General features: G+C 54.4%; 12 protein-coding genes and 1 tRNA gene. 9 read left to right on the forward strand and 4 right to left on the reverse strand.

The genetic code is table 11. The features are described 5' to 3' along the window. The 8 genes from BLT75_RS24620 to BLT75_RS13160 all read left to right on the forward strand — a co-directional run. The coding region (locus tag BLT75_RS24620) for a hypothetical protein (RefSeq protein WP_218128912.1) at positions 1-381 on the forward strand (381 nt) is incomplete at its 5' end. 721 nt (positions 382-1,102) lie between these two features. Continuing rightward, positions 1,103-1,178: transfer RNA gene (locus BLT75_RS13130), tRNA-Thr, on the forward strand. A gap of 277 nt (positions 1,179-1,455) precedes the next feature. Then, positions 1,456-1,650 (forward strand): helix-turn-helix domain-containing protein, encoded by a 195-nt coding sequence (locus BLT75_RS13135; RefSeq protein WP_093032265.1) that lies wholly within the window; start codon positions 1,456-1,458, stop codon positions 1,648-1,650. Continuing rightward, entirely contained in the window at positions 1,647-3,191 is a 1,545-nt protein-coding gene (locus BLT75_RS13140; RefSeq protein ID WP_093032268.1) for a type I restriction-modification system subunit M, read from the forward strand. The genes BLT75_RS13135 and BLT75_RS13140 overlap by 4 nt, the downstream gene beginning before the upstream one ends. After that, positions 3,188-4,414 (forward strand): restriction endonuclease subunit S, encoded by a 1,227-nt coding sequence (locus BLT75_RS13145; protein ID WP_093032271.1) that lies wholly within the window; start codon positions 3,188-3,190, stop codon positions 4,412-4,414. Before BLT75_RS13140 ends, BLT75_RS13145 begins: the two co-directional genes overlap by 4 nt. Beyond that, complete coding sequence (locus tag BLT75_RS13150; RefSeq protein WP_093032274.1) at positions 4,415-5,602, forward strand: AAA family ATPase; 1,188 nt, start codon at positions 4,415-4,417, stop codon at positions 5,600-5,602. Next, a complete protein-coding gene (locus BLT75_RS13155; RefSeq protein ID WP_093032277.1) occupies positions 5,595-8,696 on the forward strand; it encodes a type I restriction endonuclease subunit R in 3,102 nt (1,033 codons plus the stop codon). The genes BLT75_RS13150 and BLT75_RS13155 overlap by 8 nt, the downstream gene beginning before the upstream one ends. An 80-nt stretch (positions 8,697-8,776) precedes the next feature. Continuing rightward, on the forward strand, positions 8,777-10,138 hold the full coding sequence (locus BLT75_RS13160) for an exonuclease domain-containing protein (protein ID WP_093032280.1): 1,362 nt from the start codon (positions 8,777-8,779) through the stop codon (positions 10,136-10,138). 187 nt (positions 10,139-10,325) lie between these two features. Here the strand turns inward: BLT75_RS13160 and ligD are convergent, their stop codons facing one another. The 3 genes from ligD to BLT75_RS13175 form a co-directional block, all read right to left on the reverse strand. After that, positions 10,326-12,689: a non-homologous end-joining DNA ligase LigD gene (ligD, locus tag BLT75_RS13165; protein ID WP_093032283.1), complete on the reverse strand. Its 2,364-nt coding sequence runs from the start codon at positions 12,687-12,689 to the stop codon at positions 10,326-10,328. Beyond that, positions 12,682-12,870: a helix-turn-helix transcriptional regulator gene (locus tag BLT75_RS13170; protein WP_093032286.1), complete on the reverse strand. Its 189-nt coding sequence runs from the start codon at positions 12,868-12,870 to the stop codon at positions 12,682-12,684. The genes ligD and BLT75_RS13170 overlap by 8 nt, the downstream gene beginning before the upstream one ends. A 317-nt stretch (positions 12,871-13,187) precedes the next feature. After that, entirely contained in the window at positions 13,188-14,378 is a 1,191-nt protein-coding gene (locus BLT75_RS13175) for a tyrosine-type recombinase/integrase (protein WP_093032289.1), read from the reverse strand. A 392-nt stretch (positions 14,379-14,770) separates the two neighbouring features. Here BLT75_RS13175 and BLT75_RS13180 point away from each other — a divergent pair, with 392 nt between their 5' ends. After that, positions 14,771-15,685 (forward strand): DUF5655 domain-containing protein, encoded by a 915-nt coding sequence (locus BLT75_RS13180; protein ID WP_093032292.1) that lies wholly within the window; start codon positions 14,771-14,773, stop codon positions 15,683-15,685. A 97-nt stretch (positions 15,686-15,782) separates the two neighbouring features. Here the strand turns inward: BLT75_RS13180 and BLT75_RS13185 are convergent, their stop codons facing one another. Then, positions 15,783-16,133 carry a hypothetical protein gene (locus BLT75_RS13185; protein ID WP_093032295.1) on the reverse strand — a complete coding sequence of 117 codons (351 nt, stop codon included), beginning with the start codon at positions 16,131-16,133 and terminating at the stop codon, positions 15,783-15,785. Positions 16,134-16,694: the final 561 nt, after the last annotated feature.

A 16,694-nucleotide genomic window follows, 5' to 3' on the forward strand; every position in this document is an offset into this window, starting at 1 on the left:
GATGTACATCGTTCCAAAAGAAACGTTGCACGCTCAAACAGTGAAGCTGACACTGGATCATCGGGCCAAAACCCTACCAGTGCGATATACAGACATTCGCTCGTCGAAACGAACCAAACCGCCCGCATATCTCTTCAGTCATCCATCAATGTCAAACAACACTGCATCCCGAAGGCCAAAAACAAGACCGTTGCGCCAATACCTCAGCGCGCCCGCCCCGATCATCCCTCGAATGCCGCCGTCTCTCCAGCGCGTCCGGCCCTCTCTCAGACCACCAACAGCACCTCAGCGCCGCCGGTGAGGGGCTATCTACGTCTTCTCTCAATCAGCCGCAAGGGCCTTTTTGCAAAAAGTTCACAAAATGCTCGAATTATATTTTAAGTTATTTATTTCAAATACTTATAAGGTATCTTCCTGCTTTTTCCACTGGAATTGCATCGGCCTAGGCAAGGCAATGCCGGAGAACTTGCTGCAACTCTACGGCGGTCCATCAACATCTTGTAGCGCGCAGACATAGATCCACAATTTGCCCGATATTTCAGCACCCGACTCGCGGCAGAGTGCGAGTGTGAAAAAGCTGGCAGCTTTGTCTTGAATGAAACGAATCCATCTGAGTCGATCGCAAACTCGATATCTCTGACGTCCTGGACGCACCGAGACGAGGTTCAGTGAAGGCAAAACGACAGTAACCAGACGCTCCAAGAGGGTCGCAGCGACGGTTCTCGCACACCGTCGCCACATTGATTTGATCAAGAGGCCCTCACCGGCATGCCAACCCGGCGTCGAACAGCAATCATCCTCTTGCACGAACAGCTCCTACCGTTTAAACGAACCTTCGCGTTGCCACTTTGGCCTGGCTGATAGAGCACGTCATTCCTCATTCGCGGATCTTCGCTGGAATGACATGCGAAATCAAACGGTAAAGGCAATGGAGAAGAACGACCAGGCCCTACGCAGGGTCCGGAAGGCCGCTGTAGCTCAGCTGGTAGAGCACGTCATTCGTAATTAGCGGGTCCGCTCGCAAACTGCGTTTGACACCAGTTGGTTAGGCGCGGCGCGCTGTAACTAGTAGGGCCATAGTAGGGCCGCGACAGAGAAGGATGCCGGTGTAGCTCAGCTGGTAGAGCACGTCATTCGTAATGATGGGGTCGGGGGTTCGAGTCCCTTCACCGGCACCATCCTTCTCGAGAAAAATCAAGACCTTGACGCTGAAACCCCAAAGCCATGCTGCCTTGGGGGGTTTGGTGTGCCCGTGAATGCTTGGCTCAACAGGTAGTTTCCGGGCGGGCTGACCGGCCGCTCATCGAAACTTCTTCGGTCTGGATCGAAACCTGCGCGTATTTTGACCTATCGCTTCGTGGTAAGATGCAACGCTGGCTAGCAGGGCACGAAGCTTGTTCGTTACCTCCACTGCCTCTAGGTTCAATCCTATTCCATTGGAGAGGACCATACGGAATGCCTATCGATGACATTCTGACTGTGAAAGAGCTCGCCGAGTATCTCAAGATCGCGGAGAAAACGGCGTATCGCTTCGCGTCCGATGGCAAAGTCCCGGGGTTTAAGGTGGGCAGTGCGTGGCGCTTTCGAAAAAGCGAGATCGAGCGCTGGATTTCTGAGCAGGAACAAAAACAAGAAGGGGGTCAAGAATGACAGGTCAGCAGCAACGGGACGAATTGCATCGCCAAATCTGGAGCATCGCAAATGAGGTGCGGGGGGCCGTAGATGGCTGGGACTTCAAGCAATTCGTGCTTGGCGCACTCTTCTACCGCTTCATCAGCGAGAACTTCACCAGCTATATCGAGGCCGGAGACGAGAGCGTTGACTATGCGAGCATGTCGGACACCGACATACCAGATGAAGTGAAAGTCGATGCCATCAAGACCAAGGGGTATTTCATCTACCCGAGCCAGTTGTTCGTGAACGTGGCGAAATCAGCCAGTACCAACGAAAGCCTGAACACCGACCTGGCCGCCATTTTCACTGCCATTGAATCTTCCGCCAGGGGCTACCCCTCAGAAGATGACATCCGAGGCCTCTTCGCCGATTTCGACACCACCAGCAATCGACTTGGCAACACGGTCAAGCAAAAGAACGAACGCCTGGCGAAGGTACTCAAGGGCGTAGCGGGCCTCCCCCTGAAATTCGAGGAGAGCGAAGGTGACCTCTTCGGCGATGCCTATGAGTTCCTGATCTCGAACTACGCAGCGAATGCTGGCAAGTCGGGTGGCGAATTTTTCACGCCACAGCATGTGTCCAAGCTGATTGCCCAACTGGCGATGCACAAGCAGACCAGCGTCAACAAGATCTACGATCCGGCCGCAGGCTCCGGCTCGCTGCTTCTACAAGCGAAAAAACACTTCGACGAGCACATCATCGAAGACGGCTTCTTCGGGCAGGAAATCAACTACACAACCTACAACCTCGCACGCATGAACATGTTCCTGCACAACATCAACTACGACAAGTTCAATATCCAGTACGGCAACACGCTCGAGGACCCCCACTTCGCCGATGAGAAGCCCTTCGATGCCATCGTGTCGAACCCGCCCTACTCCGTTCGGTGGAAGGGCTCAGATGACCCGACGTTGATCAATGATGACCGCTTTGCGCCCGCGGGTGTGCTGGCCCCGAAGTCCAAGGCCGATTTCGCCTTTGTCCTTCATGCGCTGCACTATCTGTCGGCCAAAGGTCGCGCCGCGATCGTGTGCTTCCCCGGTATTTTCTACCGCGGCGGTGCAGAGCAGAAGATCCGCAAATATCTGGTGGACAACAACTATGTCGAAACCGTAATCGCGCTTGCGCCGAACCTGTTTTTCGGAACCACCATTGCGGTGAACATCCTCGTGCTGGCTAAGAACAAGCCCGACACCAAGGTACAGTTCATCGATGCCACTGGTGCGGAATTTTTCAAGAAAGGCGTCAACATCAACATCATGCAAGACGAGCATATCGCTGCGATAGTCGAGATGTTCGACAAGAAGGACAATGTACCTCATGTAGCTGAAACAGTAGCTTACGACAGGATTGTAAACGGAGACTATAATTTGTCCGTAACTTCCTATGTGGAAGCGAAAAACACTCGCGAAGAAATCGACATATCAACATTAAATTCACAGTTGGAAACGACGGTATCCAGAATTAATGAATTGCGATCGGAGATCGACGCGATCATCGCGGAGATTGAGGCATGAACGAAGTCGACAGACTGATTTTCCAATATTGCCCCGATGGCATCAACTGGAAGAAGCTTGGCGACTTAGAAGACGCGGGAATAGTGAAGTTGGGTAGAGGTAAGGTCATCTCCAAATATGACTTGGCCAATTCTCCAGGCGAATATCCTGTCTATTCTTCTTCTGCGGTGGGTAGCGGAGAGTTTGGGCGCTACGGCGAATTTATGTTTGATGATGAGCGTATTAGTTGGTCCATCGACGGCGGTGGGCGTTTCTTTTACCGACACCCGCATAGATACTCGGTTACAAACGTTTGCGGATGGTTGAAGGTTGCCGATCAGAATATTCTGTCTACACGTTTTGTTTTCCACGCACTCTCAAATGCTTGGTCCAGAAAGTCTTTCGACTATACAAAAAAGGCCCACCCGTCTGTCATACGTGAAGAATACTTCATTCCTGTTCCCCACATAACTGTTCAACAAGAAATCGTCCGTATCCTGGACGCCTTAAAAGAGTTCAACGTCGAACTTAGTTCCGAGCTGACAACCGAGCTTAAGGCCCGCAGAAAGCAATACAACTATTATCGTGATCGACTTCTTATCCCGGGAAGTGGAGATGTCGAATGGAGAACCTTGGAAGAAATTGGCGAGTTCGTCCGAGGGAAGCGGTTCACGAAGGCCGACTATGTCGAAAATGGAATTCCCGCCATCCACTACGGTGAGATCTACACGCATTACGGTGTCTATGCCCATGAAACGCTGTCCAAAGTCAGAAGCAATATGGCCGACTCATTGCGATACGCCGAACCGAACGATGTCGTCATCGCCGGCGTCAGCGAGACGGTCGAAGACGTCGGCAAGGCTGTGGCGTGGCTCGGAGACGAAAAGGTGGCTATTCATGATGACAGCTACGCCTTTCGCCACAAGATGAACCCCAAGTTCATCGCGTATGCAATGCAAACGGACGCCTTCCATGATGAGAAGGCGAAACACGTCTCCAGCGGCAAGATCAAAAGGCTCCTGATTGATGGCATCAGGAAGGTCAGGCTGCCGGTGCCCTACCCGAATGACCCCGAGAAATCTCTGAAAGAGCAGGCCCGCATCGTCGCCATCCTCGACACGTTCGACACGCTGACCACCTCGCTTAGCGAAGGCCTGCCGCGCGAGATCAAGCTACGGCAGCAGCAGTATGAATATTACCGCGACCTTCTCCTGAGCTTCCCCAAGCCCGACGAGGCGGCGTAAATGAGCCAAACCCTCGAACAGATCGCAGAGCAGCTGCACGCGGCCGACAACAAGATTCAGCTTATCTACGCTTTCAACGGTACGGGGAAAACTCGTCTGTCCCGGGCTTTACGAGATCTCGTCGCCCCCAAGCCTGAAAACGGTGAGGAAGGAGAGCCCTCGCGCCAAAAAATCCTGTACTACAACGCTTTCACGGAAGACCTATTCTATTGGGACAATGATCTTCTGGGCGGCGGTGAGCCCAAACTAAAGATCCAGCCAAACTCCTTCACCGACTGGATTTTGAAGGAGCAGGGGCAAGATTTTAACATCATCACCAACTTCCAGCGCTACACGAACGACAAGCTGACACCGAGGTTCAACGCAGAGTACACGCGCCAAGACTTAGACGGAAAGGAGACGGTCGTTCCGGCATTCTCCGAAGTGACGTTCTCGCTTGGTACGGGCGGAGACGACCCAGCGGGCAACTTCAAGATCTCCAAGGGCGAGGAAAGCAACTTCATCTGGAGTGTTTTCTATACGCTACTGGAAGAGGTGATTTCCGTACTGAACGTCGCAGAACCAGAGGATCGAACAACCGATCAATTCAACCAGCTACGGTACATATTCATTGATGATCCCGTTAGTTCGCTGGACGAAAACCACCTGATAGAGCTGGCGGTAAACCTGGCGACCCTGGTTAAGGTCGCTCCTCAGCAGTTGAAATTTGTCATCACCACGCATAGCCCCCTATTTTACAATGTGTTGCACAACGAGCTTGGCCTGAAGAAACAGGGCAAGAAGGAAGGGTGCTACCTACTGGAACGATTTGAAGACGGAACTTTCAACCTGAATGTAAAGTACGGCGACTCAAATAAGAGTTTTTCCTACCACTTGCACCTAAAGAGAGTGTTGGAAGAGGCAATCGCCGAAAATAAGATCGAGCGCTACCACTTCACTCTCTTGCGCAATCTTTATGAAAAAACAGCCGGTTTCTTGGGGCACCGTGAATGGGGCGATCTTCTGGACACCGCACCAGGAGAAAAGCAAGCGTACCTGAACCGCATTATTCAATTTTCAAGCCACTCCAGGCTCTCCACCGAGGAAGTGCGTGACCCGACGGCGCCAGAGAAGCAGACGGTCAAGCTCCTTCTGGACAATCTGATCGATAACTACGGCTATTGGCGGCAGGACGAACAGAATGGTTGAGCACACGAAAACCATCGCGGAGACGAAGAACTTCATCGTCCTAGACAGGTACACCAAAGAGTGGGACGCCGCTGGACAATATCAGAGCGAAGACGACCTGGAGCGCGAGCTAGTTCAGGACCTCGTGAATCAAGGTTATGAGTTTCTTCCAGACCTCACGAACCCTGATGCGATGCTTGCGAACGTTCGGAGCCAGCTGGAGGAGCTGAACAGCGTCGACTTCTCGAATGACGAGTGGAAGCGCTTTGTCGAAACCTACTTGGACAGACCCAGTGACACCATCGTCGACAAGACCCGCAAGGTTCATGATGACTACATTCACGACTTTGTTTTTGATGATGGGCACATCCAGAACATCTACTTGTTCGACAAAGGAAACATCGCGCGAAACAAGCTGCAGGTGATCAAGCAGTTCGAGCAAGCCGGAACCCATGCCAATCGCTATGACGTGACGATCTTGGTTAACGGTCTGCCCTTGGTGCAAATCGAGCTGAAACGGCGCGGAGTGGCCATTCGCGAGGCGTTCAACCAAATTCACCGCTACAGCAAGGAGAGCTTCAACAGCGAAAACTCACTGTACAAGTTTCTGCAGCTTTTCGTGATTTCGAACGGCACAGACACGCGCTACTTTGCAAACACGACGAAGCGAAACAAGAACAGCTTTGACTTCACTATGAACTGGGCGAAGTCAGACAATAGCCTGATCAAGGACCTAAAGGACTTCACGGCGACCTTCCTGCAGAAGCGCACTGTGTTGAACGTCTTGTTACAATATTCCGTTTTCGATGCCAGTGATACGCTGTTGATAATGCGGCCCTATCAGATTGCCGCAACAGAGCGCATCCTGTGGAAGATCAAAAGCTCGTATGAAGCCAGAACCTGGAGCAAGCCGGAGAGCGGCGGCTTTATTTGGCACACCACGGGCTCTGGCAAAACGCTGACGAGTTTCAAGGCTGCCCGTTTGGCGACCGAGCTAGATTTCATCGATAAGGTTTTCTTTGTCGTTGATCGAAAGGATCTCGACTACCAAACAATGAAGGAATATCAGCGGTTTTCCCCTGACAGTGTCAACGGTTCCGATAGTACAGCTGGTCTCAAGCGCAACTTGGAAAAAGATGACAACAAGATCATTGTCACTACCATCCAGAAGCTCAATAATTTGATGAAAAGCGAAGGGGACTTGCCCGTCTATGAACGGCAAGTTGTATTGATTTTCGACGAGTGCCACCGCAGCCAGTTTGGCGAAGCCCAGAAGAACATTAAGAAGAAGTTCAAGCGATATTACCAGTTTGGCTTTACGGGGACCCCAATCTTTCCGGAGAACGCGCTCGGCTCCGAGACTACAGCAAGCGTGTTTGGACGCGAGCTGCATTCCTATGTGATTACGGATGCTATTCGTGACGAAAAAGTTCTGAAGTTTAAGGTGGATTATAATGATGTCCGACCAATGTTTAAGGACATTGAAACCGAGCAGGATGAGAGAAAGCTTAGCGCCGCAGAAAATAAGTACGCGCTACTCCACCCAGAACGTATCAGGGAAGTATCACAATACATTCTGCGCAATTACCGTCAAAAGACACACCGGATGCAAGCCGGCAACAGCGGCTTCAATGCCATGTTCGCTGTTAGCAGTGTAGATGCTGCAAAACTCTATTATGAGACGTTGAACGCGCTGCAAGCGGGCAGTGACAAGCCATTAAGAATAGCAACGATCTTCTCTTTTGCAGCGAACGAGGAGCAGAGCGCAGTCGGCGATATTCTGGATGAAAGCTTTGACGTGTCTGCTATGAATAGTAGCGCGAAGGAGTTTCTTAGCGCGGCGATTTCTGACTACAATACCTTTTTCAAGTCCAATTTCAGCGTGGATGGTAACGGCTTCCAGAATTACTATCGCGATTTGGCTAACCGCGTTCGATCTAAAGAAGTTGATCTGCTGATTGTGGTTGGAATGTTCCTTACCGGTTTTGACGCCCCGACGCTCAACACATTGTTTGTTGACAAGAATCTACGCTACCACGGTCTGTTGCAGGCCTTTTCCAGGACCAACCGAATTTACGATGCCACGAAGACGTTTGGGAATATCGTAGCATTCCGTGATCTCGAACAAGCCACCGTCGATGCGATTACGCTGTTTGGCGACAGTAATACAAAAAATGTAGTGCTAGAGAAAAGCTACAATGAATACATGAAAGGCTTTCAGGATCAGGAAACTGGTGACGCGCGTCGCGGGTTCATCAGTATCCTAAATGAACTTGAAGAGCGCTTTCCAAATCCAGATGAGATTTTCAGGGAAGAAGACAAGAAAGATTTTGCCAAACTCTTTGGAGAGTATCTGAGGGTCGAAAACGTTCTTCGAAATTATGATGAATTCTCTGCACTGAAGGCCTTTCAAGACGTTGATCGCAGCAATGCCGACGAGGTCAAAGCCTTTATGGAAGAGCACTATTTAAGTGACGATGACCTTCGTGAGTTGGGGGCAATAAAATTGCCGCCTGAGAGGAAGATTCAAGACTACAGATCTACCTACAACGACATTCGAGATTGGTTGCGCCGAGAGAAGTCGTCGGTCGAGAAGGAGCAGACCAACATCGATTGGGACGATATCGTCTTCGAGGTGGATCTGCTCAAGTCTCAGGAGATCAATCTAGACTATATCCTTGAGCTGATATTTGAAAAAAATAGGAAGGGTGCAGATAAGGGGGACCTGATTTCCGAAACTAGACGGATTATCCGCGCTAGCCTAGGTAACCGAGCGAAAGAAGGCCTGATTGTTGATTTCATCAACCAAACCGATCTCGATGAGCTTGACGACAAGGCAAGTGTAATTGACGCCTTTTTCGTCTTTGCCCAAGAAGAGCAGCGTCGTGAAGCTAAAGAGCTCATCGATTCCGAGGATCTAAATGTGGAAGCAGCAAAGCGCTATATCTCGACATCTATCAAGAGAGAGTTCGCTAGCGAGAACGGTGCGGATCTGAATGCCATTCTACCGAAGATGAGCCCACTGAACCCGAAGTTTCGATCTAAGAAGAGGACAGTATTTGAGAAAATCGCATCATTTGTAGAGAAATACAAAGGCGTCGGCGGACAGGTCTAGCTGCGTTGCGCTCTGCAGAAATGTCGCGTTGGTTCGTGTACCTGGTAACGGCTTAACTGCGACAACCATTTGAAAAAAAGATGACCTGCGTCTTCTACGACACCGAAACCACCGGCACGGACAACACGTTCGACCAGATTCTGCAGTTTGCAGCGATCCGGACGGACGACGACCTGAACGAGCTCGACCGCTTCGAAATCCGCTGCCGACTGCTGCCCCATGTCGTTCCGGCACCAGGCGCTCTGCTGGCCACGCGGGTGACGCCAGCGATGCTGATGGACCCCAGCCTGCCGACACATTACCAGGCTATGCTGACCATCGCCCAGAAGGTGCGAGAGTGGTCGCCGGCGATCTTCATCGGGTACAATACCCTCGCCTTCGACGAACCGCTGCTGCGGCAAGCATTCTATCAGACCCTGCAGCCGATCTACCTGACCAACACGAATGGCAATCAGCGGGCGGATGTGCTGCGCCTGGCACAGGCCACGGCAGCCCTGGCGCCCAACGCCATCACCGTGCCCATCAACCACAATGAGCGGCCCACCCTGAAGCTCGACATGTTGGCCCCGGCCAACGGGTTTGCTCATGAGAACGCCCATGATGCGCTGGCGGACGTTGAGGCGACCATCTTCATGGCCCGTCTGATCCGCGACCGCGCGCCGGCTGTCTGGGCGTCCCTGATGCCGCTGGTCGACAAGGCGGAAGTGCAGGCGCGGGTGCTGTCGGGTCAGCCGCTATGTCTCGTCCAGTACCACATGGGCCGTCCGACCGTGCTTCCGGTGGTGGGCTGCGGCCAGAGCCCCGACAATCCGACCATGCTCGGGGTCTTCGATCTGACCAAGGACCCCGAACCGATTCTGCGACTGGATGTCGACGGGTTGGTGAAGGCGATGCAAGGGCCCGATAGGGCCATAAGGATCGTCACGTCGAACAAGATGCCGGCAGTGGTGGAGATGTCGCTCGGGCCTGACTTTGGTATTACCTCTTCGGAGGTCGTCCGTAGAGCTTCGGATATCGCCCAGGACGGCCCTTTTGCCGCGCGGGTGGGGCAAGCCCTAGCCCAGCGCTACCCGCCCTGGCCGGCCGCTGAGGTGGTCGAGGCGCGGATGTATGAAGGGTTCCCCAGCCGGGCGGACGAAGGGCGCATGCAGGCTTTTCACGCGGCGACCTGGCCGGAGCGCGCGGAGATAGTCGAGACCCTCGAAGACGACCGCCTGCGCGAACTCGGGCGGCGCATCGTGTTTCTCGAACATCCGGAGGTGCTACGGCCCGAGCTTCGTCAGAGCCTTGAGACCTGGCTTCACAATCGGTTGCACGGCCGCGAAGGCGTGCAAGCGGGGCGTACTATCGGCGATGCAATGGCCGACATCGACGAGAGCGAGGATACTGGCGAAACATTCGCGGCCATAAGAACTTGGCTTGGAAGCAAGCATGAGGCCTAGCCCTGGCGTCACGTTGCGATCACTCGGCACCATTTCCAAGGCTTGATTGGTGCCACTTGGGTGCACTTGGACCCCGAAATGGGGTGTATGGGGTGTATGGGGTACAAGTAAGTAGGGAGAGCCGCGGCGAACCGAACAGTAGACCCAAAACGCCGGTATGCCCTAGCTCTCCCATATCATTCGGCCATCAAAATGGCGGGTCGAGTTTGTGGTCTTCCACCTCTTGCCACTCGAGCTCTTCGAATGTCCACGGCACAGGTAATCCGACGAACGCCTCAAACTGCCGGCGGCATATGCTGAGCTCTGGGAACTCGTAGCGGGTCGAGCGCCGACGTTCGTAGCCCGATGGGCCTCGCTCCATGAACACACCACTCTGAACCTTCGAGACGGTAGGAAAGATCCGGGAAACTTTCTGCCCAAACGCACTCTGCGGGACGTAGCGCGCTCGCTGATCGCGGTCACACATGTCGGCGTAGAGCGCCCGGATTGTCGTCTTTCCGGGCCCATTTCCGGGTGCGGATGGTTGAGGCAGCTCGCCCTCGTCGAGAAGTGCAAACAGGTATCGAACCTCCGGCCCAGCCGCGCGGAGCGCTTGCTCAAAGATGCCTTCGTTTTTGATCGTGCGCCGCGGATCAGGGCCCTTGGAAACATCGCGGTGCAAAAGGTCGAATAGCATCGCTTCGTGCCCACCATTTTCCATCTGTTCCACGATTGCCTGGAAATATGGCCGATCCTCTTTGTGTGTGTCATTCACGCGGAGCACCTGCCAGCGTCGATCTGCAAGGTCGGCGGGGACCACTGAATCCTCATTGGAGGCGACCATAAAGATAAGGCGGTTACGCACCAGCTCGGCATCGACGCCCTTCCGCTCGAAGAGGGTGTAGGGTTCGGTCATGCGCGTCTTGATGATGCCGGCCGAAGACCGATCGCCTCCAAACATACCTTCGTCGACAAACACAAACCGTTTCCCGAAGAAGTGACCGCTGAAGTTGCCTTGAACATGGGTCGCATGTGTGACCGTCAAGAAATGGCGCCCCCAAAGACGTCCATAGGCGTTGGCCACAATACCCTTCCCGACACCCGGCAATCCCATGAGAACCGGGGCGGTTCCAATGACGAGACCAGGCTGTTGAACGCCGACGGCCATCCAGTTGAAGAACCAGTCGCTGAGCTCAGAATCACCATCCGCCACGACGTTGCGTATGTGCGCCTGCATCAAGCCCCATTCACCCGGTCTAGGTTCCACGCCGAACCCGCTCCATACGTTCCATGTCGTTGCAGTTTGTCCCGGACGGCCCTCGGGGTCGAAGTCCAAGCGGTGTACGTGCGCTGCTAGAGGGTGGTTCATCCAGAGATCGACGACCTTGGGCCGTGTAAGATTCCCGTTGGCATCCTGCATCTCTATGCGATCCCAGGCGAAACGGTCCGCGAATGCCCCTTTCCCGACCATACGAACGACTTCAAGATCGTCGGGCGCCAGGTTCTTTTCGATGATCATCGTCGACTTGCCGCTGGTGTATATGGCGAATTGCGCATTCATACGCCGGATGTGGGGATGGCTCGGTCCGTTCCAGCCCCGCTGCTTCGCCACGTGAAAGACCGTCCCAATGGTCAAACTGCCATCCGGATTGAGGCTATCCCACACCTCGCGGCATGCGGCGCTGCCCTCATACTTGGCAGACTTGCTCGACCAATCATCCCAGATGTCGAATGCGTCATCGCCAAGGCTATGTTTCATGGCCAGGCCGAAATTGATCCACGTTTCGTAGTCATCTGACCCCACGACCTTCAGCGCCGCCTTCACCTCTTCCTCGTCGCCAGGCAGGGCATCGTTGCCGAAGCCCGAACCCGCGCCCGTCTGAAGGAGCGTCGTCCGTGCTGGTCTCGGGGGCGGTGGGGCTGTGAATACTTCCGAAACGTTAGGAGACAGCAGATCTTCCAATTCCGGCGGTTCAAATTCCAACCAATCAAGAGGTTGGAGATCATCGCCGAGAGGAACCGATGACCGGCTATAGGGAAGAGCTACGGCGTTGCCGTAACTTCCCTCCTTCACGCGATCATTCTTAGGAAAAACTTCGATCTCCTTCTTCTGGACGCCACCGGTGCCATGCTTAAAGCCCTGTGTCTCCAGCAGATGGCGCAGGAATTGTTTGACCAGCTTGGCTGACTGGGAAGCGTCCCAGACGATCCAAATATGCAATCCTGAACCGCCGCCCGAGCGACAACACAGCGGTTTAAGCCCGAGGCGCCGGAGCTCATCAACTATCGGCTGTGCTGCAGCCACCAAGACATCCCAACTGAGCGTCTTGTCGTGATCATCGAAGTCAAGAACCGCTGTGTAGGTCTGATCGTCGAACACCGCATAGCAGGCAATCGGTTGGGCACCGGTAAGGTGCCCAACAACTACTTCTGGTGTTACCGGTTCATCAACAAGGCGATACTTCTGCTTGCCCGTCTTCTGATACGCGGCATACGCGTCTTGCCGGACTTTCGAAACGATACCTGCGACAAGGTCAAACCGGCGCTGCTTCAGATACTCTTTGTCAGCCATTGGCGCCTCCGAGAATGAAGGCGTCGAGATCAGACCGCCAATAACGGATGGCTTTGCTGCCGATCCGAACGCAACCCGGTCCAATACCCTTGGACCTCCATTTCTCCAACGTGTAGGGGCTGAGTCCGAGGTACTTTGCTGCTTCTTTTGTGTTCAGCAGCACGTCTTCATGAGAACGCATAACGGCGCTCCTTCTGATTCTTGAGCGTCGGCTCATGCACGGATACGCCACTACCCGTAAGCCACTGCTCGAGTTTCAAAGGATGCCAAAAGGGCGATCGGCCGTCGTTGATCGGTCGTCGGTACTAGACGGGTTCGCCGGGGGTTTCACCCGATGCTGCGGCACCTCTTTGAGGTGTACCCCGCACGCCACGTCCCAGGATGTCCCGGGTGCAGGCCTGTCAACTCCCACAATTCCTCAAGTATATCAGGGCAAAGCGGCAATCAAGCTTTCTAGCCGTCTAATTTACTTGGAAGGTCTTGGATCAAGCCGCACCACTAGCCAGCTCTGCGCTCTGCATGTTCTTCTGCTGCGGCGACACTCTTCAGTATCTTGGCCGCCACCAGCGACACAGGTCCGCGCAACCGTTCAAGATCACTGACAATGTAACCAGCCGTGACGTCACCCGACAGCCGGTGGTTAAGGAGCCGCTTCAAGGCGTAATGCGGAATGTCCAGGCTTTCCGCGATAGTAATAAAAGTTCGGCGCAGGTCGTGCAGCGTGAAACTGACGCCACTCCGTTCCGTGACGCGCGCGGTGAATTTCTTGGTCTCGACGATATGGCCTTTCTTGCCCGAACTCGGGAAGACCCAGGGCGATCGACCAACCTGCTTTTTCCGGTTGCGCATCAGGGTCACCAGATAGTCGGCCAACGGCAGGTCGAGAGGATCACCGTTCTTGGTCCTGGGGATATGCAACGCGCGCTCTTCCAGGTTCACTTGCTCCCAGCGCAAGGCGGCGATCTCATTCCGCCGCATGCCGGTAAACAGCGCGATCAGCAGGAAGTCGCGCGCGTAGTCGGGCTCTTCCATCACCGCCGCCCACCAAGCCGGCAGATCATTTGCAGAGACTGCACCACGCCGGCGCCGCTCCGGGTACCAGGCGCGTGCCTGGGTCAGGATATTGACCGGGTTCGGCGGGAATTCGTCATGCGCCGCGGCCGTTACATTATAGACCGACCGCAGGTGCCGCATGACATTGTTCGCAGTGACTTCGCCGTGTTCCTTGGCAATGCGCTGATGGCGTTTGAGCACCATCTGACGGGTGATGCTGGTGACCGACGAGCGTTTCCAGTCCTTCAAGTACAGGTCTGCAGTACGCTGGTAGCTTTCGCGGGTACTGTCCGCGAGACTGCTGCGGGTTTCAAAGAAGCGATCAAAGGCTTGGCCGAGGGTCAGACTTTCCTGCGCGATCCGCCGCTTTTCAGCATTGGGGTCCACGCCGGCTGCCATCTCGCTTAAGATGCCCAGCGCTCGCTTGCGCGCTTCATCCACCGGTACGGCGTCAGCACGGCCGATGGTTACGCGGCGTGTACGACCTGCCACCTGACCTTCAACATAGAAGACCTTTGACTGAGCTCCGACACGGACTCCGAACCCGCGGAGTAGCTCGTCACGGTAAAGGACTTGGCCCTTGTGGGGATGAGGCAGCGCCTCAACGGCGCGTTTGGTGAAACGAAGTGATGGCATTGAGACCTCCTGTGGCCTCAACTCAACTTAAGCATGAAATCTCGAAAAAACAATCATTATCAGATACTTATCTTGTATCATCTGGCGCCATCCTACGTGCGCGCGCATGAGCAAAGGCCTGCAGGATCACCGGGTATAGAGTTAGCTTCCTCGAACGTGTCTTCGGAGCCGACACTGGCTGGTGCTGTTCCAGACCCGTGCAGATGGTTCCAAGTAGGTCGGCAGAGACGGTAGACCAAGAGAGGCCTGAGGCGCCTTCACGTCCATCGCCGTGCATGGGGCGGGGTCACCGCCTAACCGCCTTTTTTCAAACGAAAAGCGCGGCTAAGGTGTTTGAGAGAACCGCGAAAGGAATAAGCGGGAAACGAGATTCTTGAGGACGTGTTGAGGCGATGGCAGACATTAAGCTTTTCAAGCTCGGGGCGAATTCGGTCGACGAACTCGATGGCCGGGCAGTGGCACTCGAAAAGTCACTGCAGGATATCTTTGAGCGAAATTTGGAGCCGCTGTTGGGGGTCCGCTTTCTGGCGTCCGAATACCGAACGTCCAATCGCGGCCGCATGGACACGCTTGGCATCGACGAAAACAACTGTCCCGTCATCATCGAGTACAAGCGCAGCACAAACGAAAACGTCATCAACCAAGGTTTGTTCTACCTCGACTGGTTGATGGACCATCAGGCCGATTTTCGGATCCTGGTGATGGACACTCTGGGCAAGGAGGTCTCCGATCAGATCGAGTGGTCAGCGCCGCGTTTGATTTGCATCGCCGGGGATTTCACCAAGTACGACACACATGCCGTCAATCAGATGAACCGCAACATCGAGCTGATCCGATACCTGCGCTTTGGCGACGATCTTTTGCTCCTAGAGCAGCTGACTGCAGCATCGGCCGAGCCGACGAAAACCACCTTACCCGACAACGGCAAGCCGAAGCCCGGCAACACGGTGTACAAGACTGCAAGCGAATATCTGGCGCAGAGCGACCAGGGGCTGAAGGACCGTTTTGAAGCGGTAAGGGCCTATCTCCTGGCACTAGGGGACGACGTTCAGGAGAAAACCCTTAAGTTCTATTTTGCGTTTCGGCGGATCAAGAACTTCGCCTGCGTCGAGGTTCGGCCTCAGACCGGCAAGGTGCTGGTCTACTTGAAGGTTAATCCGGACACCGTAGACCTGCAGGACGGGTTCACACGCGATGTTCGAAAGATCGGTCACTTCGGCACCGGCGACCTTGAAGTAACGATTTCAAGTGAAGCCGATTTCGAGCGAGCTAAACCGCTGTTCGACGCCAGCTACGAGGCCTCATGAGGCCCTGCCAGAATTCCTGACCGGAAAATAGAAAACGGGCCGGTCGATGCCGGCCCGTAATCTTTTGCGATCTTCTGTCCTGCGGGTGAGCCGCGTGTCAGATGGCGAGTCCTGTGATTTCTCCCAGGGCCTTGAACAGGCCGTGGAAGTCCACGTGACCAGGACGATACCAGTAGTGAGAGCCGTCATTGCGGGTCGCGTAGCGAAAACCCAACTCTCGAAGGCGCTCAACGCTGATCCGCCCAGCAACTGCGGACGCGAGGATGTACTGACCGCACCGATCCGTGCTGAGGCCACCGAGCTGTCCAATGCGCTCGTGGAAGATCATCACCTGGACGGCGCCCGACACTACGTAAAGGCCATCGACCAATTGCAGGGCTTCAACCGCGTCAAGTGCCGAAGAGTCCAGTCGAGTTATGGCTAGGCCGTTTGGATTGAGATGAAACATTGGTTTCCCTTTCCTGTTTCAGGTCTGCGTTACCCAGGAAGCGAACGGCCGCCCGCGGGATGTGTGTCTCGCAACGAGCGTCCATTTAACCTTGGTGTTTTTCACCGGACATCGGACTGGGGCATTGGTCAAGTCACTGACAAAAAACATTTTTTCTTGTCCAGCATGGTCCGGCTTAAGCTGGCTCTGTCCGGGAAAGCTACAGAAGAATGCTGTTCCAAGATCCTTCGAACTAGCGACCTGAGACGGTCATACAGCGAACCGATTCGCGGGTTGGGAAGAACTCAAAGAAAGCTTCAGCGGGTTAAGATCATTCATCGCACCTGTTTCTAACTGGCTCGGAGACAACAGCGAGAGAGCGCGGACCGGGAGCGCGCAATCAGCCCCGGGACCGAAGAGCCGTGCATGGGGTTGGGTGTGCCGAGTTTTGACGCCAGTGCCACTGGCTCAACAGTTGTTTAAAAGCGCCAACATGCTTCGGTGCGGACCGCTGAAAGATGACCTTGTTCGAGACTTTACCCGATCCTGGCCGAAGGGCATGGTCAGAACTCGAAGTGTACT

It is taken from the genome of Ruegeria marina, from assembly GCF_900101475.1.
GTDB lineage: Bacteria > Pseudomonadota > Alphaproteobacteria > Rhodobacterales > Rhodobacteraceae > Ruegeria_B > Ruegeria_B marina.

Coding starts and splice junctions, on each gene's coding strand:
- BLT75_RS13135 (WP_093032265.1), top strand. CDS start 1,456: ATGCCTATCGATGACATTCTGACTGTGAAAGAGCTCGCCGAGTATCTC.
- BLT75_RS13140 (WP_093032268.1), top strand. CDS start 1,647: ATGACAGGTCAGCAGCAACGGGACGAATTGCATCGCCAAATCTGGAGC.
- BLT75_RS13145 (WP_093032271.1), top strand. CDS start 3,188: ATGAACGAAGTCGACAGACTGATTTTCCAATATTGCCCCGATGGCATC.
- BLT75_RS13150 (WP_093032274.1), top strand. CDS start 4,415: ATGAGCCAAACCCTCGAACAGATCGCAGAGCAGCTGCACGCGGCCGAC.
- BLT75_RS13155 (WP_093032277.1), top strand. CDS start 5,595: ATGGTTGAGCACACGAAAACCATCGCGGAGACGAAGAACTTCATCGTC.
- BLT75_RS13160 (WP_093032280.1), top strand. CDS start 8,777: ATGACCTGCGTCTTCTACGACACCGAAACCACCGGCACGGACAACACG.
- ligD (WP_093032283.1), bottom strand. CDS start 12,689: ATGGCTGACAAAGAGTATCTGAAGCAGCGCCGGTTTGACCTTGTCGCA.
- BLT75_RS13170 (WP_093032286.1), bottom strand. CDS start 12,870: ATGCGTTCTCATGAAGACGTGCTGCTGAACACAAAAGAAGCAGCAAAG.
- BLT75_RS13175 (WP_093032289.1), bottom strand. CDS start 14,378: ATGCCATCACTTCGTTTCACCAAACGCGCCGTTGAGGCGCTGCCTCAT.
- BLT75_RS13180 (WP_093032292.1), top strand. CDS start 14,771: ATGGCAGACATTAAGCTTTTCAAGCTCGGGGCGAATTCGGTCGACGAA.
- BLT75_RS13185 (WP_093032295.1), bottom strand. CDS start 16,133: ATGTTTCATCTCAATCCAAACGGCCTAGCCATAACTCGACTGGACTCT.